Below are 17,168 nucleotides of genomic sequence, written 5' to 3' on the forward strand. Positions count from 1 at the left end.
CCCCCTCCCGCTGTGCGTGCGCCGAACACCTGAAATCTCCACACGCACGCCGGATGTGCCTGGGAAGCTGGAGCCCCCGAGAGGATGTGCCATGGACCAGGCCGCCCCCCAGCTCCGGTGTGTGCCGATGGGCCTGACCCTCACCGTCCCCGCCCACACCGATGCGGCCGACGCCGCCCAGGCCGTGGCCGATGGCGCTCGCATCCTGGAGCGCGAGACCGGCGAGCGCTACCCCGCCCGCGCCGACGTCGTCCTCCCCGACCTGCAACCCGGCGCCTACGAGATGATCGTCAGCGGCGCCCAGATCCCCGAAGACCACCAGATCCTGGTGCTGCTGGCCCTGATCTGGTCCCGCCGGCCCTGGGACGAGGTCGAGGTCAGCCAGGTCATCATCGACGCCCGCCGGGCGACTGTGGCGGTGTGCGCGGGCCACTGGCCGCACACCCCGGCCCCGATCGGGATGCCGATCCAGGCCGACACTGTCATGTGGGTGGCCCGCAACGGCCAGGTCCGGCGCACCCGCGGCGCCGACGACGCCGTGGTCCCGCACACCCACCTGGTCTGAGCGTGCACAGCCCGCCCCAGAGGCGAACGCTCCCGAACCCGGGCGGGCACAGGTTCATGGGCAAGGAGCCGAACGGCGCCGGTAGGCCCTCAACCCCTGGGCCGATCGGGCCGGTGAGCCGAGCGGCCATGGTGGTACTGCTCCCGGCTTCGGACGGCATCCCGTACCAGCACCAGGCCGGGCAGCAACCAGCCGGCTGCGGGAACCGCGAGCAGACCCCCGACCAGGGAACCGGTCCGGTCCCACACCTGCACGAAGACCAGGGCCACGTTCACAGCCAGCGTCCCCCACACCACCAGCGGGCGCACCAGTAGGACCGCGGGCAGGGCGCCCCGGCTCACCGCGCACCCCCACAAGATGATGAGCAGAGCCATCAGCGGTGAAATCGCCCCCACCGCCACGCCCTGGGGGTGGTCGATGAAGTGGGCCACCGGCCACACGGCGGCAGCCGCCATCGCCACGGCCAGAGCCCACGCCCACCCGGGGACAGGGTCAGGAAGGTCTCGCTCGGCATCCATACCGCCCATCGTGGCCCGCCCCGGCCGCCCGCGGTGGCGATTCTCCTGATCTGGCGTGGCCGGGACGTCCCGCCCCGGGCGCTCTAGGGTAAGGCGGGTGGACACCTTCACCACTGTGGTCATCCCCCTGGCAGCCATGCTTGTCGCCGGCCTCAGCGCCGGGGCCGCGTGGGCCGCGGCGAACGCGGCCCGACGGTCAGCCGACAGCGCCGCCACCCTGGCCGACAACGACGCCGCGCGCCGCCGAGACGAACTCACCCCCGCCTTCGCCCTGACCTGCCAGGCCCAGAGCGAGCGTCGCGCGGTGCTCACCCTGACCCTGGCCAGCCCGGTGGGACTGGAGGGCCTGGACCGGGTGGAGGTCGCCATCGCCGACCCGGTCCCCGACCGGCACCCGGTGGCTGGAGGCCCGACCCAGGAGCAGCTGGACGCCCAGGTGTGGGGCCCCTACCGGTTCGTCACCTCCACCACCGGTGTCACCGGCCACGGCACGGCCCAGGCCGAGCACGTGCGCCCCCACACGCCGGTGCACCTGGCGCTGGAGCGCACCCTCGCGCCGGCGTGGGTGGCCGACCCGGCCGTGTGGGAAGAGGAGGCCGCCGGGCGGCCGCTGCTCATCACGTTGGTGTGTCACCGCGCCGGGCACGCCTGGAGGGTGGAGCGCCAGGCCGTGGCCACGCCCTGACCTGCCTATCGGGGCTGGTCAAAGGGGTGGTCTTCGGCGCCGTTGGTTGCGATGATGCACCGATGGCAGATGAGACCGGCGACTCACTCGACCTCGAAGACCCCAACGGCATCGACGTGCGCTTCATGGCCGCCTACCGCGCCTGGTACATGGCAGCTCTGGCTACCCACCAGGCATCGCAGGAGGGCAATCTCGTCACGGTGCTGGGCGCCGCCCCCGCTGAACTGTCCTGGGCGGTGGAACTGGATACGACCTGGCAGGCGCTGGCCGGGGACGCCTACCGCACCGCCCGCGATGCCACCGATTCCGCCCCCGTTCTGGCGGCCCTGCGCGCCGTCCGCGACAGCTGGGGGCTGCTGGCCGGGCTGCACCTGTGCGAGGACGAGGCCGCCAGCGCGGCCGAGGCCGTGCGCTGGCGGCCCGTGGGCGAACTCCCCCCGGCTGCGGACCCGACCGTGGCGCCCGCCTACGCCGAGCACCTCCAGGGCCTGAGCCTCAGTGAGACCACCACCGCGCTGGCGAGGCTGTTCCTGCACACGCCGCAGGTGCTCACCGGCAAGCTAACCCCGTCGAGTGGCAGGAGCAGCGCCGGTCAGCCGCTGTTGATCTCGCTGGTGTGCTCCAGGGCCGGGCGCCGCCCCTGGAGGATCGAGCGCCAGGCCGTGGCGCCCGCGGCCGCGCCGCAGACCTGCCCGTGATCAACCCGGACGACCGAAACGGCCCCTAGAGAATCCGACAGACTGCCACAAAAGATCGAGCCTAGAGATAGAGTGCAACACCGACACGTCGATGGGGCCGTGTGCGGATTTGGCCAGACAGCCCTAGCCGCAGGAGTCGTGCATGGGGAACGATTCGAACTTTGGGAAGCGTGCTACGGCAGCGATCGGAGTCATAGCCTCGGTGTTGGGTATCCTTACCTTCTTCGGGATTTCTAACTGGAACACGCTCACTTCGAAGCTCTCCGGTTCAGCTCAGCCTAGTGGCACCGAACTGTTTCCGGTGTCGTTTACTCATCAGGGTTGGACGTTGACGGCCACTTCCCGCCCGGACACTTGGGACGAGTGCGAGGAAGACTGGGGCTGCATCGCAAATATCAAAGCGCAATACACCGCCGAGGATCCTGGATTAATTGTGATGGTGTCAGTCAGTGTCTATTCCGATAGCGAAGCAGCCACACGGCATGTTGAAGAGCAACGACAATGGGAGCAGTCGAATGATGTAGGTGGATACGGCTACTCGGCAGTGAGCGGCAGCTACTCCGTCACTGCGGGCGCAATAGATTTCCAGACAAACGATCCATACACTGCGAGTTCTACAATAGGCAGACAAGTCCTCTCTAGGCTCCCGCTGGAGTAGAGCCCGATTGACATTTTCTCCTTCGTGGAGATAGCGGTAGCCGGTGGCCTGCGATATTCAGTGCGCTGGTGATCCTCGCCCGCCTCGTTCTCATCGTGGCAGGGATCCTGCGTGCCCGTTGGAAGCGGTGACCCGACGGTGAGGGCCTCCCCCAGGCCCTCAGCGGGCTCTGCCCCTTACTATGGGGTGCACAAACTGCCCAGATTATTGGCCGGTGCCGTAGAGGCCGTTCCGGGGCCCGTCTGCGGTACGGGTCGGCCTCACCACTCCACGATGTGGCCGTACTCGGCCAGCGCCCCTGAACACCCCTCAAGTGTCGTCACCGTGTGTTAATTGTGCGCACATGGCCCTTGATCGTCGTCGCGTCCAAACAGCTGTGATCGGCCACTCCGAGAGTGCCGACCCGGCGTACATGCCCCTCGACCCAGACGAAGCCGAAGCATTCCGCGACCGCGCCCGCCAGCACCAGGAGACGTTCTGGTGCGGGCATCTGCTCGGCGGGTGCGGCGGACAGCTGTCGCTGAAGATCATCCATGAACGCGAGACCGTCCCCCACTTCGCCCACCGGGCCGATTCCAACCTGTGCGCCCGCCTGCGCGAGGGCGGGGAGGGCACCCGGGGCGGGTATAGCGCCGACCACCTGTACGCCCAACGCCACCTGCGCACCTGGCTGGGCGAGCGGGCCGTGAACACCCAGGCCCAATACGTGGGCTTGGCCAAGGGGCGCGCGTGCACCGAGCTGGTCGTCCCCACCGTCGGCAAGCCCTTGCGCCTGGTGTTCACCCACGACCTGGACCGCTCCCTTCTGGACCTGGCCAAGTCCGCCGAGGCTCACGACTATGTGTGGCTGGTACGCGCCAACCAGGCCGTCACCCGCGCGCTGGTCGCCAACGGGGTCCCCTACCGGCTGTTCCGGCTCACCGACGGCGACGACCACACTCGCACCGTGCAGGTCGGGATCCGCGACGGCGCCGGCGAGGTCGTCTGGACACCGCTGGGCGAATGCGTCCTCCAGGCCGACACCCTCGTCAAGGCCCGCACCGAGGCCGCCCCCGTGCCCGTCCAGCGCCGCCCCGAGCCCCGCGAGGTGGCCGCGCCAGCGGATCCGCTGGAACAGGCACTGTCGGGCCTGCGCCACGTGCTCGATGCGCAGGACCTGGCGAACGTGCGCTCCATGGCCGGTCAGGTCCAGATGCGCCTGCGCCAAGCCCGCAACCGAGGGCTCGCTCCCCACCTGCTGGACGAAGCCCGCACCCTGCTGCAGCAGGCCAGTGACGCCCTGCCCTCCCGGGAGGTCGTCGCGAGACCCCGGCGGGCACCCGTGGTCCCCGAGCGCCGCCGTGGGGACGGGCGGCGCACGCTCCTGCCCTACCAACACGTCCGCCGTGAGGCCGACAAGTACCTCGGCAAGCTCCAGTGGGCGGCAGAGCGTGGGCTCGACCGGGCCTACAACGACAACCGCGCCGCACTGGTTGGTCTGCTCACCAGGCCCGGAGTCCCCAAGGACGTGACGGACCAGATCAAGCAACAGCTCCGGCAGTTCCCCAAGGACCAGTTCGACCGCCCCGTATCCGCCCCACCGGACAGGAAGCCGCGCCGGGCCGCCGCGCCCGAGGGCCGCGACCGCGGCCGCGGGGCGAACTCGGGCCGACGCACGGACCGGATCCGCGCCAGGGCCGACGACCTGCTCGACACCCTGCAGTGGGCGTACCAGAGCAAGATGCCCCAGACCTACGACGACACCCGCGCCCAGCTCACGGACCTACTCGGCCGGTCCAGCACCCCGCGTGAGCTCAAGGACAAGCTCCGGGCGCACCTGCGCCGGCTCCCTGACAGCCTGTCCATCCGGCCCGTGCCTGCCCCGGCTCCGCCCCCGAAGAAGCCGCAGGAATCGCCGAAGCCGGATCGGCGCAGCCGCCGTGGAGGGAAACCGGCACCCCGGCGGCAGGCCCCTGGCCCCTCGCACAGTTCGGACGCAGGGATCTTGGCCAACGCCCGTATCGATGAGCGCAGCAGGCGCCTGCTGGAACAGCTCCGGGACGCTCCACAACCGCCGACCCCTGATAGGACACAGCCCGAACGCTGACCATCCTGTGCAGACGCGTGTGCCCGCCCGCGGCTACTCTGGACCCAGGCCCCTGGCGAGGGCCCGCTTCGAGCCGCACACCCGCCCACACCGGGACCGCGGCGCACCCCGGACAAGGGCTGGCACAGCCCCCATCGCACACGACTCTGACCTGTGGCATGCCCAAGGCCCGGGACGGTGTGGGCGCCCCTGGCCGCGAAAGGGAACATCGTGCCGCACGACAAGCTCAAGGACGCCGCCCGAGCCCTGGCCGCCCGCGAGGGGCTGTCCTACGTCGACGCCCGGCGCCGCCTGGCCGTGATCGACCACCACTTCCAGCAACACATCGAGGTCGACGCCCACACTACGCTGCTGCGCGTGAGTGATGTCGCCGACCGCGTCGCCGCCGAGGGGCGCCTGAACCGGCTGCTGCTCGGCCTGACCTGGGGAGAGGGCTCGCTGTGGGCCGACCTGCCCGCCCAGGGCGGCCACGTGGGTGTGGTCGAGTCCGGGTTCGCCGGGTCGCGCGCCCTGTGCCGCCACCTGGCCCTGCAGGCCCGCGCCCACGGGGCCGACCTCCACCTCCTGGCCCCCGGCGCGGGGGCCGCCTACCCCGGCATGAACGCCGTCGAGGACCCCGAGGAGTGCCGGCGCCGCCTGGCCGACCTGGCCGCGGCCGTGCCCACCGCCCAGCGACCGGTGTTCGTGGTGATCGACAACCCGCACGCCCTGGGCGAGGACACCCCCAGCAGGGGCGCGGCGCACACCCGCATCCACCGGCTGCTCACCCGGGCCCCCGAGCACCTGCACGTCGTGCTGCGCTGTGACCGGCCTGCCCAGGCCTGGCCGGTGGAGGCGTTCGCGGTGGTGGCGGTGACCGGGGTGCTCGCGTCGACCTGGCGCGCGGTCGTCGGAGAGCCGATCTCGGAGGCGGCCACGTCCGGGCCGGACATGTGGACGTTCCTGCCCGGCCCCCACCACCAGGGTCAGGGCGTGCTCGACTGCGCGCTGGACCCGGGCAGTGAGCGGGTGGTGGCGTTCGTGCCCGGAGCCCCGAACGTGCCCACCCGAGCGCCTCGCGCCACCCCCAGGACGGGGAGACCGCAGAAAGGGACTGGGCGCGCCATGCCCGGGTGCGGATCCGCGCAGCCGTGGACCGCTACTCCCCCGAGGCCGGCGGGGCGCGGTTCGAGGCCGGGCAGGTGCTGCGCATGCACCAGGCCGGGCAGGCCGGTTACGCCGTCAGCTCCGCCTGGTGGACCACCCATCACCTGCGCGGCGCCTACAGGTTCGCCCCGGTCGAGGTGTCGATCGTGGAGGAGCTGACCGCCGACTGGCCGGTACAGCACGACCCGTCGCTCGGATAGGCGCGCCGCGAGCGCCCCGCCGCAGGGCTTCGGGCGCCGAAGCCCTGCGCTTCCCCAACGGTGCTCGGGCCGCGGGCCCCAGATCTGGGTCATCCCTGGTCAGGGTTCTGGGGCTGGCTGCCGTCGGGGTGCTCGTTGATCCAGGACAGTCCGCCCACGTCGAGCCGGACCATGGAGGCGCTGGTCAGTGCGCGCCGAGGCAGTTCGGGTCGTGGCAGGCGCCCAGGGCCGTGGATCGGTCCTGAGGTGGGGTGTCCTGCCATTCGGCGCGGATTGCCTGGAGCCGGTCCACATCCTCGGCCAGGTCCGGCATCCGCTCGCGCAGGCGATCTGCCCAGGTCGCGGTCAGCGCTCGACCGTTGGCGTACAGCTCCCCGTCGCGTCCGCCCACGGCCATCAGGACCCCGTGCTCTGACGGGGTGACCATCGCCCCCGCTCCGTCGCTGACGCGACCCTGGGCGATCAGGTCCGACGTCGCTTCCTGGGCTCGTTGCAGGGCCCTTTCATCCACCGCGGGCACCGGCGCGGCCGCTCGGGGGGCGCCCAGGGCGGACACACCGTCCTCGGGAGCGCCGGCCAGGCCGCGTCCGCTGATCTGGCCGCGTTCGTAGAAGGTGACCATCTCGGCCAGCAGCGGCATCTGGGCGCGTAGCCTCTCGGTCACCGCCGGTGTGAGCCGCTCACCGTTGGCCAGCACCTGCCCGCTCTTGCCCTCGGCCACCGGGAGCACCCCGCCGTCAGGGTCGAAGTGGTACTTCACGTCCTGGCCGGAGGCCATCAGCCCCAGGGTGATCGCCCGGTCCCAAGCCTTGGCCAGGCGCAGCATCTCCTTCTCCGGGAACGCGGGCACCGTCGATCCAGACCGGGGGGTACTTGCTCGCCGTCGTTGGTCCCGGCGTGCCTGCTTGGCCCGTTTGGCGTCGCGCCCCATCGGCGACCTCCCGGTGTCGATTCCTGAACGGGAGGTTATCGACGCAGGTCAGTGCCTGTCCGGGGAACCTCAAGATCGTGCGAGTCCACCGCGTGTTCGCCCAAATGCGCACGCGCCGCCGAACGGGTTCCCGGCCGTTGTCGAGCACAGCGTGTTGACGGCCACTCAGCGCAGATGATGACAGTGGGTGCGGCCACGGGGATGTCGCTGGTTGAGTCGGCCGTCGGCGGTCAGCACGCCAGCTTCCTCACCGCCGATGTGGCCTGGATCGAGAACATCACCGAGGTTCAGCGCCGCGCCCAGGCCGGGCGGATCACCGCCGAGGCCGCCCAGTTGGACCTGAGTCCGCGGGTGCTGTCCGAGAAGGTCGCCGCGATCTTCCAGGGCTGGCCCGACGAGTGGGGCGGACACCGCCTGCCCGGCGCGGTCGCCCCCGGACACCGTTCCCAGGACTGAGCCGGGTTCTCCGTCAACGTCCAGGTGCGCTGGCGCCACGCCTGCCAGACTTGGGCCCGCATCCGGCCCCTCCACAGGTGGCTCGGGGACGGTGTCCACCGACGAGGAGATGTGATGTCCAAAGAACGTGACGCCAAGTGCTTCGCCGACGGCGCGTGGACCACGGTCCCAGACGAGTTCTGGGCGGCCTGGCCCGAAGGCGACGGCTACGACGAGGCGTTCAAGGCCACCGGCTACGAGACGTGGATCCGTGTCGGTGACGCCGACGCGACGGCCCTGCCGATGACGCTGACCATCCACTCCCGCCAGGCCGAACCCAGGTACCTGGTATTCATCGAGGGAGCGCACTCCCACCTGGAGTGGGTCTATGCCCGTGAGCTGCCCGACGCGATGGAGCTGCTCTGCCGGTGGACCCCCACGGTCCAGTCCGCCACCGTCGCCGAGGTCATCCGCCAGTTCAACGACCCCTACGGCGAGAACCGGGACACGGTCGAACTCCTGAAGAAGCTGCTGGGCTGCGGCTGAAACCACTGCGGTCGCGAAAAGGCTGCGCGGTGCGCAACTCCGGGTCGGGTGTACCGACACCACCACCTCGGATCCCGGTGCGGTGAAGGGGGTTGGGACCTGTTCGCACCCCATAACCCCGCACCGGGGGAAGGCTGACCGGATGCGGCCACCGCCTCCTCTGTCAGGCCACGGCCCCGGGCGGGAGCCCGACCGCGCGCACCGGGCGCGGGAACATCTCCACCAGCAGCGCATACGTACCGGGCCCGCGCGGCGCGTCGCGCCGGTAGGCGGCGGTCAGCGGAATCCCGTAGTGCGTGCACACCCGCCCAGCCGTCCTCTGCGGCCCACGGACCCCCGGTGTAGACGCGCCGCGTTTGTAAGGGGTGAGAACAATGATGAGCCGAAGGAGAGGGGACCGAGTGGTGGTCTACACGATGGGAGTAGGGATGGTGGTCCTCATGCGGCTTCTGCGTCTGCATGAACGCATCCTGGTCAGGCGGATCCAGACCCAAGAGGTCCTGGCGGTAGTCCAGGCGTCGGCTGCCGGCCTCGCGGCCGTGGAGCTCACCTGGACCGCGGCCGGCACTCTCCAGGCCTGCCGTGTGATCGGCCCGGGCCCGATCTCGGTCCGCCCCAGCTCCGCGCATGCCCTCGCCGGGCGGTGAGCCCGTGTCCTCCCGCGACGATGATGTTTGGGCTTTCGCGGAGTTCCACGCGCACTTCAGCGACGATCTCTACTGGTACGCCCGCAAGCACGTGTCCCTGAGGGACGACAGTACGTTCGGCGCTGACGACCTGTGCCAGGAGACCTGGGCGAGGGTTTATGCCCAGTGGGAGGGGTTGGACCGGAGCAGCAGGAAGGCGCTGTGCAGTTACACCTACAAAACGGCGTTAAATCTCCTCATAAGTGAGCAGAGGGAGCGGGAGAAGTGTCGCGTGGAGGCCAAGGACCTGTCCGGGACAGAGCATGGGCGCGGCCGGTGGCGATGGCCGTTCTTCCCCACCCCTCGACGGTCGAGGCGCGACCAGAGCATCGCAGAGGTGATCTCCCGCCTCCCCCGTGCCCAGCGCGAGGTGGTTGAGTTTTGGCTGACCGACGACCGTCCGAGCTTCGAGAAGATGGCAGCGATGCTCGGCAAGCGTCCGAGCACGGTACGGACGCTTTGGAGCCGCGCCCGGCAAACGCTCCGGTCCCAGCTCCCTGAGCTGGCCGACGTCAAGATCGCCATGGACGAGGACGGGAGGAAGCGATGACCGCGAACACGCCCTGGGAGGCTCCTGGGCCCGACGGGCTTCTTCCGCCCATGAGCGAGGAGGACGGGAGGTTCCGTGACCGCCTGATCGCCGAGCTGGGCCTGGACTCCCTGCCGCCCTCCACCATCTCTGCGGAAGAGCGGCGCTCGCGTGAACTCGCGTTCATCCGGGAACGCGAGGTCGAGCTGCGTGCATCCGAGGAGGAGGCGGCGGCAGCAAGGGCTAGGCGGCGAAAGGTCGCTGTACGGATCCTGATCGCGATCGGCTTGGCGGCCCTGCTCCTTGCGATTGCTGCCCTGGCCGATCTTCTGCCGGTCACCACTCTGCTAACCGTCGTTATGTCAGTGTTCCCCATTCTCTCGTTCCTTCTTCATGAGAAGAGGACCGATGTGCGGGTTTCTGTCGTGCGGCTCGTTGTCTCTCTCCTGAGGCGCGTCAAGGATGGAGGGGAGGTTTCTGACGACACCTCTCGATCGACCACGAGCGCAGATTCGGAGAGGTAGCACGAGCACCGTTCGCTGCTGGTTCCCGTAGGTGCCGCCGCGGCCGTCGCGTGAGACCCCCGCCGATCCGCCAGTTCGGCCAGGGCGGTGCGTTCGAGCGCCCTAGCGTCAGCGGCCGCACGGCGGGCCCCGGACGCGAGGGCAGCCGCCCGCCTCCTGCGGTCGAGCTGGTCGAGTGCGACATGTCGGGCGCCGTTGTGTGGTCGAGGAAAGCTGCCCCCGCGGCCATCCGGGTGGGAGACCGTGGCCGCCATGGTCGACGTCTCCCAGCACATGCTGGACATCGCCGGTCGAGGCGTGCTCAGCCGTTGCTGGTTTCACCCGGTTCTGGCTCCCGATATGCGGGCCTTACCGGAGACCAGGCGGGGCTCGGCCCTGCTGTGCCTCGGTGGTGCCCTCGGACAGGGGGCGGGGTGGGGGGGTAGGGCATGCGCAGGCAGGTGCACGGTACGTCGATGACCATCTGCATCTCCTCCTCGGAGGGGGCGCTGTCGAGGGGTGGGCGGATCGCGGCGCGTTCTGGTTGGAGGGAGTGCTGGGGCTTTCTGGTCAGGCAGAGAGCTCAACGGGCGAGTCTTTTGTGGGACGCTGGGTACGGGTTCTTGGCCCTGCCGTGGGTTGGGGAGGATCTGTCTCATGGGCTTTCGGGCTCACAGTCGTGAAGGTTGCGGGGAGATAACGCTCTGGGTTTGTGCAGGTCATTTGCTGTGAGCCCCGCGGACGCGGGGATGGACCGGTGGGCACGTGCTGGGCGGACACCTCGGCGCCGTGAGCCCCGCGGACGCGGGGATGGACCGACGCGCCGCCGTTCCCGCTGCCGAGCGGCCACGTGAGCCCCGCGGACGCGGGGATGGACCGGCCCCGGCATCAAACCGGGGCCCGAAGGTCAAGTGAGCCCCGCGGACGCGGGGATGGACCGGCGAGCATCCCCGCCGCCGCACGGGCCCGGGTGTGAGCCCCGCGGACGCGGGGATGGACCTCCGCAGTTCCAGGAGTTCCTGGCCTACATTCAGTGAGCCCCGCGGACGCGGGGATGGACCGCCCAACACCTTTTTCTGCACTATGACCCGGACGTGAGCCCCGCGGACGCGGGGATGGACCGAACTCCTCGCCTCTACCCGTGGACCTGCTGTGGGAGCCCCGCGGACGCGGGGATGGACCGACCGGTGAGGAGATCGGGTTCACCGCCCCCATGTGAGCCCCGCGGACGCGGGGATGGACCGTCCGGGCTGATCGGCGACCCCGACCTGGGCAGGATCATCCAAGCGGTGGACGTGCTCTCAGAGCTACCGCTGCCCGACGTAGCGAAGGAGTGGGAAGAGACCCGGTGGGACCGGTTCGCGACCGACGACGAACAGCAGCTTCTCCGGGGCGACATCCTCACGCACACCGACATCCACCACAACAACGTCCTGGTCAGCCCGGTTCGGATGTGGGTTGTGGACTGGGAATGGCCTACCCGCGGTTCTGAGGCCATCACCCCGTCCGCGTTGGCGGTGCAGCTCGTGGCTGCCGGGCACAGCCCTGCCGGCGCCGAAGGGTGGTTGGCCAGCGGGCGGGTGTGGAAGCGCTGCGGGCGGGAGGCGTTGAACGCGTTCGCGCGGGCGAACGCGCGGATGAATCGGCGCTTCGCCGGGCTTCGGCCAGACGAGCAGTGGCTGGAAGCGATGGCGGTAGCGGCTGAGTCCTGGTCGGAGCACCTAGAGCGGAGATGAGAGGACGCTTCTGAGACACGGCCTTTGGTCCCCTGAGCGGTGCCGCCCTCCCGGGGTAGCCTGACCACGCACACAGAACCGGCCCCCGCCAATACGCCTGGCGGGGGCCGGTTTCGTGTCCGCGGCTACAGTTCTGCGGCGCGCACCGTGCCCAGAAGCGCCGTCCACTCGCTACCAGGGAACATCAGGTGTCCCAAGTCCCGGTTCTGCGTGTCACGAACGGCAGTAGTGGCGCCCTCGGCCACCTCGACACAGTCGCCGCCGTTGCCACCGCTGTAGCTGGACTTGTGCCAGCTCAACTCAGTCATTTCGCCAGGTCCTTCCCGATTTCACGGATGCGGTCGATGGACTCGCGTGGGGGCAGCGCATCCGCTTGCATCGCCCCGAACAAGCCTCGCATCTGAGCCACATCGTCACGTTCACTGCGAGCGACATCCCCCAGCGCGTGCTCCACAAACACGACCTCCACACCCGAGACGCCCATGATCCGGAACGGCGGGCACATCCCAGGGTGAGTCAGCCGCGTGGGAAGCAACTGGAAGCGAACGATCCCGCTCTCAGCAACAGCAGCGATGTGTTCCAACTGCTCGGCCATGATGGCATGTGACCCGACGGGTCGGGTTGCCACTACCTCATCCACTACAAACCATAGCGTCGGCTTACGGTCGACCAGTGACGGCAGTCGCCCCGTGCGGGTTTGGACGACCCGCTCCACCTCTTCATCGGACACACGCGGTTGCCATGCCCTGACCAGCACTTCGGCATACGCGGGGGTTTGAAGGGGGTTTGAAGCAGCCCGGGGACCAGAATGGATTGGTACTGGTGCACGAGGTCAGCCCGGCGTTCCGTCGACAAAGCGTTCTGGAACCAGTCCGGGACACTTCGGTACTTGAGGATCTCAGACCACATGCGCAACAACGCGCCGTCTGTAGTGAACACCGCCTCCATCGCGTCCACTTGGTCCCGTGTTGCTACACGAACGGCCCTTTCGATGTGGCCGACCATCCCACCGCTGACTTGGATGAGTTTCCCAAGCTCAGGCTGAGATAATCCCAGTTCAGAGCGATTTCGGCGCACCTCGTGGCCGAAGGGAACCCACTGCTTGTGAACCTTCTGTGCCATACGACAAGTCAACTACAAGATCACAACAGACGCTACCCGATTCTCCTTAAACCGACAGTTCGTTTGTAGCTATAGGGATTCGGTGGCTGGTTCTGGATAGTAGTGATCCCCGGGCCGGCCATGTCCCGGGGAGCCCCGACACAAAAGACGCCCCGGTGCCGGTTGAAGGCGGCTCCGAGGCGTAAGACCCACCTGGTCAGAGGTGAGACGCATGAAGTGTACCGATTCGCCCCCGAGGAATCCACGAGTCCTCCGCCCGCTGAATCCGGCCCTGGCCGCGGCCGTTGAGCAGCGCCGCGCGCGCCTGGGCATGCCGGGCCCCCACACCCCGCCGCTGCCCACCCCGTCCGGTATCCGGGCGCTCCTGGCGCTGTCCCGGCCGGCACACCAGCGTCAGGGGGTCCGAGCATGATCGCGACCGGCCCGCACACGGACACAGTGACCGCCCGCCACACCTTCCCCGGGGTAGCCACCTCCCTCACCCAGGCCCGCGCATGGGCGGGGGCGCGGCTCACCGACCAGGGCGTGGATGTGCCCGACGACCTGCCTCTGGTCCTGACGGAGCTGGCCACCAACGCCATCCGCCACACCCGCAGCAGCGACCCCGGCGGCACGTTCACGGTGCGCCTCATCCTCGGCCCGAAGCGGGTACGGGTGGAAGTCCGCGACAACGGGCCGCGCGGCCACCACACCCCCGCTGTTCGGCCGTGGTCGCCAACGGCTGTGAGCGGCCGGGGCCTGGCGATCGTGGAGGCGTTCTCGGCCTCTTGGGGGCCGCTGCCGGTGGTCAGCGGCGTGTTCGCGGAGGTGGCCCGCTGATCCGGTCCGGCACCCGCAACGACGTCACCCGGTTCAGGCAAGCGTTCGCGGCCACCCGGTGGCGGGCCGCCCAACACGACCTGGTCCTGGACCGCACCCAGGGGCTGTTGGGGTCGGTGTACACGCTCACCTCGTTGAAGGGGCGGCCAGCGATCCTCTACGACCTGGGCGAGGTTCACGCCCATCTGGACCGGCTGGCCATGAGCCGATCCTGATCTGGTGCGGCGGGCATGCACCCCCCCTTTCCGTTCTGCTGGGGGTTCGCCTGACGCACCTGCCCGGGTCCTCTCTGGCGGCGGACCCGGGCCCCAGAACCATCAACCCCCTGGAGACCAGTCCGGGGATCCCCGCCGGGAGAAGGGCCCGGTGGCCCCACACACCTGGGGCTGGGCGTACTTCCCCGGCCCGACCACGGAGGAGACCCGCGATGGCCACCCGCACAGAACGAACCGTCCTGCACCTCATGCGCCAGGCCCAGCACATCGGCCTGCACCCGGTGGTTGAGATGACCGGTGACGGGCAACCGTGGGCGGTGGACCTGCGGGTCATGGACGCAGAGAAGGTGGCCGCGGCGATCCGCGTCTACCCGCACGCCGGGACGTGGCGGTACGAAACCCCGGCCCGGGTCGGCGCCGCCCAGCGTCAGGGGCTGAGCAGCCGCCACCTGGCGTCCCTACCCAGGCAGATCACCCCACAGACCCTGCGACGCCTGGACCACTACTTCGCCAGGGTCACCGACCTTCGGCCCCCGGCCCCGAAGCCCCCGCGCGTGCGCGAGGACATGCTGGCGTGGATGCGACCCGGCTACTGGGACGAGCGGCTGAAGCGCCGCCGTAAGGCTTCCGCACCGTCGAGGGTGCGGGCATGACGTCGCCCCGGCCAACACAGGCCGGGGCGACCCCCGGGGGTTTCGCGGTGGCCGCCGCACCCCGGGGTATCCGCTGCATCGGAGTACTGAGGAGTATACGAATGAAGATCGTGCACACCCATGGCCGAAAGTCCCTGCCCCTGCTGCCGGACGGCGAGTGGGTCAAGGCCGAACCCTCGCAAGGGGTGTCCAACTGTGCGGCGTGCCGCCTCGCGGGCGGTCGCAGCGTGCAGATGGGCGACACGCAGAACCCGGACGCGGTGGTCCTGGTGTTCCCGGCCCGCGAGTGGGGCGCGTTCCTGGGCCTAACTGCCTGACCCCTCTCATCCGGCGCGGCGGGGCCTCCCCGTCCAGGGGCCCGCCGCGCCTCCCGGGTTCTGCTGGCTCAGGCGGGACCCGGGCCACCACCTCACCATGCAAGAAGGGACCCCCATGCAGGACACCTCACGGCCCTCTCCCGGCCAGGCCAGACCGCGGACCGTGGGCGGGCTCCTGCGCGAGCACCGGACCCGCGAGGGCATGACCATCGCCCACCTCAGCGCCAGGGCCCGGTGCACGCCCGGTGCGATCTCGGCATCCGAGCGTGGTGACCAGATCCCCACGGGAGCGGTACTGGGACGTCTGCTCGGGGGACTGGGTTTGGGCCCGGACGCGGCTGCTGAGGTCTGGCGGGCATGGTCGGCCGCGCGAGGAGGTGCTAGATAGCCTGATGATCGAAATCAAGCTCGAAGACCGGGGGCCATCCCCAACCTACGGGGAGGGCGTGAGTCCCCGCGGACTCAGGAATGGGAGCTGGTCGGGGTCGGGGCGCGCGTCCGTCACCGCCTTGGGCAGCCAGGTCCGGCGTCAAGAATGGCGGAGGGCTAACGAGTGCGGGCACCCATGACGTCAAGCCAGCCTTGACGGTCCCAGACCGGAACCCAAAGCTGGTATTGCCATACCGATTCCACGGGCCTGGGAACAGCAGCCTCTGGCTCACGGCAAGTCGATCCGCCTTGCCGGAGCATCAATAGCCGGTACTGGCTGAAAAGGCCCTCAGGGACAGGATCGCTGGGAACATCAGTTTCCGACCGGCCCCGCCCCCCTTGGAAGCGATGCCATGCCCGACCCCCTCCTTCCCGACGACCCCGCCCGCATCGGCCCCTACACCCTGCACGCACGCCTGGGCAGCGGAGGCATGGGCCAGGTGTTCCTGGGCCACTCCCCGGCCGGACTCGCCCGTTACGTACATGCCGCAGACCCTGTCCACCGATCTGACGTTGGACGGGCGGTGACCTGCGATGGATTCTTCCCGCTGATCCCGGTGGACGACCATCGCCGCCAGCCTGGTGCTGGCCGTGATCGCCGCGGTGGTGTCCTATTCGCACATGTACGAACTCGCTCTTCGGCAGAGCGAGCCGGAGTGGCGTGCGGCGCTGTTCCCGTTGTCGGTGGATGGCATGATCGTCGCCTCTTCCATGACCCTGCTCAGCGATGCGCGCCACGGGCGCAAGGGTGGTGTGCTGCCGTGGAGCCTGCTGATCATCGGCTCCCGTGCCTCTTTCGCCGCCAACGTCGCAATGGCCGATCCCACCATGTGGTCGTGGATCATCCATGCCTGGCCGAGCTTCGCCCTGATCGGCGCGTACGAACTGCTCATGCGCGAGTTTCGCACGGCCGCGAAGAGCGTACGCAGTGCTGACGCAGCGCGTACGCACTCAGCAGGCGAGACCACCGGCGCGGACGTGGAGTCGGATTCCACAGAGCACCAAGCCCGGCGGCATCTGCAGGTCGTCAAGGCAGCGGAGGCGATCGTGCCCGACCCGGGCAGGGTGGTCGGGGAGCACAGTGACCAGTGGCCGCCCAAGGTGCAACGTGATGCGTGGGAGTGGGCTCTGGAGAATCGGCGAGGGGGTGGTTCGTTGCCGACCGGTGAGGAGCTCGCGGAGCAGTTCGACCGCAAGCCCCGTTGGGGGCGGTTTGATTGGTTGCCCTCGGTGGCTTCTACTGTTTCGAGGTAGTTCAAGGGCCACGGCGACGTGCGACGACATTCCTTCAGTTCAGAGGGTTCCGCGGTTGGGAGCCATTGGGAGAGGTTCTGGACAACTTCGAATGGGCCGAGGGCTACTCCAAGCGCTTCGTCCTGGTCCACATCGACTACCGCACCCAGAGTCGCACCCTCAAGCGCAGCGCCGACTGGTACCGCGAAGTCATCGTCACCGGAGGCGTGACCCTCCGCTGGCCCTGACGGTCACGTCCGGGCCCGGCCCCGAGCGACTTCACGGATTCGCTCAGGGCCGGGCTCGGACTTTTCATGTCGGCTTGTCCCGGCACCCCAGGACGTGGTGGCGGCATTCGCCGTGGCAACCCCGACCACCAGTCGGGGACCGTGGCGCGTCTGTGCCGGTACCGGGCACGCCCAGCCTGCGTCGCGCTCGGATGTTCGGGGCCCGCCGAC

At 69.5% G+C, this 17,168-nt stretch carries 23 protein-coding genes, 1 pseudogene and 1 CRISPR repeat array; of the genes and pseudogenes, 18 read left to right on the plus strand and 6 right to left on the minus strand.

The features are described 5' to 3' along the window. The first annotated feature begins 91 nt into the window (after positions 1–91). The gene (locus HNR10_RS03455; RefSeq protein WP_179820781.1) at positions 92–565 is read left to right on the plus strand and encodes a hypothetical protein; all 474 of its coding nucleotides are present in this window, start codon (positions 92–94) and stop codon (positions 563–565) included. 89 nt (positions 566–654) lie between these two features. Here HNR10_RS03455 and HNR10_RS03460 read toward each other — a convergent pair whose 3' ends face one another. Continuing rightward, positions 655–1,083: a hypothetical protein gene (locus HNR10_RS03460; RefSeq protein ID WP_179820783.1), complete on the minus strand. Its 429-nt coding sequence runs from the start codon at positions 1,081–1,083 to the stop codon at positions 655–657. A gap of 97 nt (positions 1,084–1,180) precedes the next feature. Here HNR10_RS03460 and HNR10_RS03465 point away from each other — a divergent pair, with 97 nt between their 5' ends. The 5 genes from HNR10_RS03465 (at position 1,181) to HNR10_RS03485 (ending at position 6,515) form a co-directional block, all read left to right on the plus strand. After that, positions 1,181–1,768: a hypothetical protein gene (locus HNR10_RS03465; protein WP_179820784.1), complete on the plus strand. Its 588-nt coding sequence runs from the start codon at positions 1,181–1,183 to the stop codon at positions 1,766–1,768. Positions 1,769–1,830: 62 nt separating this feature from the next. Next, complete coding sequence (locus HNR10_RS03470) at positions 1,831–2,466, plus strand: hypothetical protein (RefSeq protein ID WP_179820786.1); 636 nt, start codon at positions 1,831–1,833, stop codon at positions 2,464–2,466. Between the two features lie 142 nt (positions 2,467–2,608). Next, positions 2,609–3,124, plus strand: coding sequence for a hypothetical protein (locus tag HNR10_RS03475; protein WP_179820787.1), 516 nt, complete (start codon positions 2,609–2,611; stop codon positions 3,122–3,124). Between the two features lie 412 nt (positions 3,125–3,536). After that, positions 3,537–5,210, plus strand: a complete 1,674-nt coding sequence (locus HNR10_RS03480; protein WP_179820789.1) for a hypothetical protein — start codon at positions 3,537–3,539, stop codon at positions 5,208–5,210. 210 nt (positions 5,211–5,420) lie between these two features. Beyond that, positions 5,421–6,515: a hypothetical protein gene (locus HNR10_RS03485; RefSeq protein ID WP_179820790.1), complete on the plus strand. Its 1,095-nt coding sequence runs from the start codon at positions 5,421–5,423 to the stop codon at positions 6,513–6,515. Between the two features lie 225 nt (positions 6,516–6,740). Here the strand turns inward: HNR10_RS03485 and HNR10_RS03490 are convergent, their stop codons facing one another. Further along, on the minus strand, positions 6,741–7,406 hold the full coding sequence (locus HNR10_RS03490; protein ID WP_218897604.1) for a hypothetical protein: 666 nt from the start codon (positions 7,404–7,406) through the stop codon (positions 6,741–6,743). A gap of 255 nt (positions 7,407–7,661) precedes the next feature. Here HNR10_RS03490 and HNR10_RS03495 point away from each other — a divergent pair, with 255 nt between their 5' ends. Continuing rightward, positions 7,662–7,943, plus strand: a complete 282-nt coding sequence (locus tag HNR10_RS03495) for a hypothetical protein (RefSeq protein ID WP_179820794.1) — start codon at positions 7,662–7,664, stop codon at positions 7,941–7,943. A 114-nt stretch (positions 7,944–8,057) separates the two neighbouring features. After that, positions 8,058–8,468 (plus strand): hypothetical protein, encoded by a 411-nt coding sequence (locus HNR10_RS03500; RefSeq protein ID WP_179820795.1) that lies wholly within the window; start codon positions 8,058–8,060, stop codon positions 8,466–8,468. Between the two features lie 163 nt (positions 8,469–8,631). Here HNR10_RS03500 and HNR10_RS03505 read toward each other — a convergent pair whose 3' ends face one another. Further along, on the minus strand, positions 8,632–8,772 hold the full coding sequence (locus tag HNR10_RS03505; protein ID WP_179820797.1) for a hypothetical protein: 141 nt from the start codon (positions 8,770–8,772) through the stop codon (positions 8,632–8,634). A 97-nt stretch (positions 8,773–8,869) separates the two neighbouring features. On the opposite strand from HNR10_RS03505, the gene HNR10_RS03510 reads away from it, so the two are divergent. From HNR10_RS03510 to HNR10_RS03525, 4 genes are all read left to right on the plus strand, one after another. Next, positions 8,870–9,115 carry a hypothetical protein gene (locus tag HNR10_RS03510; protein ID WP_179820798.1) on the plus strand — a complete coding sequence of 82 codons (246 nt, stop codon included), beginning with the start codon at positions 8,870–8,872 and terminating at the stop codon, positions 9,113–9,115. Between the two features lie 4 nt (positions 9,116–9,119). Beyond that, positions 9,120–9,704: an RNA polymerase sigma factor gene (locus HNR10_RS03515; RefSeq protein ID WP_179820800.1), complete on the plus strand. Its 585-nt coding sequence runs from the start codon at positions 9,120–9,122 to the stop codon at positions 9,702–9,704. 50 nt (positions 9,705–9,754) lie between these two features. Then, positions 9,755–10,207, plus strand: a complete 453-nt coding sequence (locus HNR10_RS03520) for a hypothetical protein (protein WP_218897605.1) — start codon at positions 9,755–9,757, stop codon at positions 10,205–10,207. Between the two features lie 707 nt (positions 10,208–10,914). Then, a CRISPR array of direct repeats spans positions 10,915–11,429; the repeat unit is 28 nt; unit sequence GTGAGCCCCGCGGACGCGGGGATGGACC. A 46-nt stretch (positions 11,430–11,475) separates the two neighbouring features. After that, entirely contained in the window at positions 11,476–11,922 is a 447-nt protein-coding gene (locus tag HNR10_RS03525; protein WP_179820803.1) for a protein kinase, read from the plus strand. A 125-nt stretch (positions 11,923–12,047) separates the two neighbouring features. Here HNR10_RS03525 and HNR10_RS03530 read toward each other — a convergent pair whose 3' ends face one another. From HNR10_RS03530 to HNR10_RS32135, 3 genes and pseudogenes are all read right to left on the minus strand, one after another. Continuing rightward, complete coding sequence (locus HNR10_RS03530) at positions 12,048–12,230, minus strand: DUF397 domain-containing protein (protein ID WP_179820805.1); 183 nt, start codon at positions 12,228–12,230, stop codon at positions 12,048–12,050. Next, positions 12,227–12,736, minus strand: coding sequence for a DUF5753 domain-containing protein (locus HNR10_RS31020; protein ID WP_312889473.1), 510 nt, complete (start codon positions 12,734–12,736; stop codon positions 12,227–12,229). The genes HNR10_RS03530 and HNR10_RS31020 overlap by 4 nt, the downstream gene beginning before the upstream one ends. A 107-nt stretch (positions 12,737–12,843) precedes the next feature. Beyond that, a pseudogene (locus tag HNR10_RS32135) lies at positions 12,844–13,044 on the minus strand (helix-turn-helix domain-containing protein); the annotation flags it as partial. A 408-nt stretch (positions 13,045–13,452) separates the two neighbouring features. Here HNR10_RS32135 and HNR10_RS03545 point away from each other — a divergent pair. The 6 genes from HNR10_RS03545 (at position 13,453) to HNR10_RS31025 (ending at position 16,958) form a co-directional block, all read left to right on the plus strand. After that, positions 13,453–13,863, plus strand: coding sequence for an ATP-binding protein (locus HNR10_RS03545; protein WP_179820810.1), 411 nt, complete (start codon positions 13,453–13,455; stop codon positions 13,861–13,863). A 427-nt stretch (positions 13,864–14,290) separates the two neighbouring features. Next, positions 14,291–14,731 carry a hypothetical protein gene (locus HNR10_RS03550; protein WP_179820811.1) on the plus strand — a complete coding sequence of 147 codons (441 nt, stop codon included), beginning with the start codon at positions 14,291–14,293 and terminating at the stop codon, positions 14,729–14,731. A gap of 101 nt (positions 14,732–14,832) precedes the next feature. After that, positions 14,833–15,048 (plus strand): DUF397 domain-containing protein, encoded by a 216-nt coding sequence (locus tag HNR10_RS03555; protein WP_179820813.1) that lies wholly within the window; start codon positions 14,833–14,835, stop codon positions 15,046–15,048. A 115-nt stretch (positions 15,049–15,163) separates the two neighbouring features. Further along, on the plus strand, positions 15,164–15,436 hold the full coding sequence (locus HNR10_RS32140; protein WP_179820814.1) for a helix-turn-helix domain-containing protein: 273 nt from the start codon (positions 15,164–15,166) through the stop codon (positions 15,434–15,436). 608 nt (positions 15,437–16,044) lie between these two features. Further along, entirely contained in the window at positions 16,045–16,731 is a 687-nt protein-coding gene (locus HNR10_RS03565) for a DUF2637 domain-containing protein (RefSeq protein ID WP_312889474.1), read from the plus strand. 65 nt (positions 16,732–16,796) lie between these two features. Further along, on the plus strand, positions 16,797–16,958 hold the full coding sequence (locus HNR10_RS31025; RefSeq protein WP_312889093.1) for a family 1 glycosylhydrolase: 162 nt from the start codon (positions 16,797–16,799) through the stop codon (positions 16,956–16,958). The last annotated feature ends 210 nt before the right edge of the window (positions 16,959–17,168 follow it).

The organism is Nocardiopsis aegyptia, from assembly GCF_013410755.1.
GTDB classification, from domain to species: Bacteria; Actinomycetota; Actinomycetes; order Streptosporangiales; family Streptosporangiaceae; genus Nocardiopsis; species Nocardiopsis aegyptia.

What these genes read in the sequence shown, in the direction of transcription:
- HNR10_RS03545 (WP_179820810.1), top strand. Translation starts at nt 13,453, where the DNA reads ATGATCGCGACCGGCCCGCACACGGACACAGTGACCGCCCGCCACACC.
- HNR10_RS03530 (WP_179820805.1), bottom strand. Translation starts at nt 12,230, where the DNA reads ATGACTGAGTTGAGCTGGCACAAGTCCAGCTACAGCGGTGGCAACGGC.
- HNR10_RS03550 (WP_179820811.1), top strand. Translation starts at nt 14,291, where the DNA reads ATGGCCACCCGCACAGAACGAACCGTCCTGCACCTCATGCGCCAGGCC.
- HNR10_RS03495 (WP_179820794.1), top strand. Translation starts at nt 7,662, where the DNA reads ATGATGACAGTGGGTGCGGCCACGGGGATGTCGCTGGTTGAGTCGGCC.
- HNR10_RS03455 (WP_179820781.1), top strand. Translation starts at nt 92, where the DNA reads ATGGACCAGGCCGCCCCCCAGCTCCGGTGTGTGCCGATGGGCCTGACC.
- HNR10_RS03520 (WP_218897605.1), top strand. Translation starts at nt 9,755, where the DNA reads ATGAGCGAGGAGGACGGGAGGTTCCGTGACCGCCTGATCGCCGAGCTG.
- HNR10_RS32140 (WP_179820814.1), top strand. Translation starts at nt 15,164, where the DNA reads ATGCAGGACACCTCACGGCCCTCTCCCGGCCAGGCCAGACCGCGGACC.
- HNR10_RS03460 (WP_179820783.1), bottom strand. Translation starts at nt 1,083, where the DNA reads ATGGATGCCGAGCGAGACCTTCCTGACCCTGTCCCCGGGTGGGCGTGG.
- HNR10_RS03470 (WP_179820786.1), top strand. Translation starts at nt 1,831, where the DNA reads ATGGCAGATGAGACCGGCGACTCACTCGACCTCGAAGACCCCAACGGC.
- HNR10_RS03480 (WP_179820789.1), top strand. Translation starts at nt 3,537, where the DNA reads ATGCCCCTCGACCCAGACGAAGCCGAAGCATTCCGCGACCGCGCCCGC.
- HNR10_RS03500 (WP_179820795.1), top strand. Translation starts at nt 8,058, where the DNA reads ATGTCCAAAGAACGTGACGCCAAGTGCTTCGCCGACGGCGCGTGGACC.
- HNR10_RS03555 (WP_179820813.1), top strand. Translation starts at nt 14,833, where the DNA reads ATGAAGATCGTGCACACCCATGGCCGAAAGTCCCTGCCCCTGCTGCCG.
- HNR10_RS03475 (WP_179820787.1), top strand. Translation starts at nt 2,609, where the DNA reads ATGGGGAACGATTCGAACTTTGGGAAGCGTGCTACGGCAGCGATCGGA.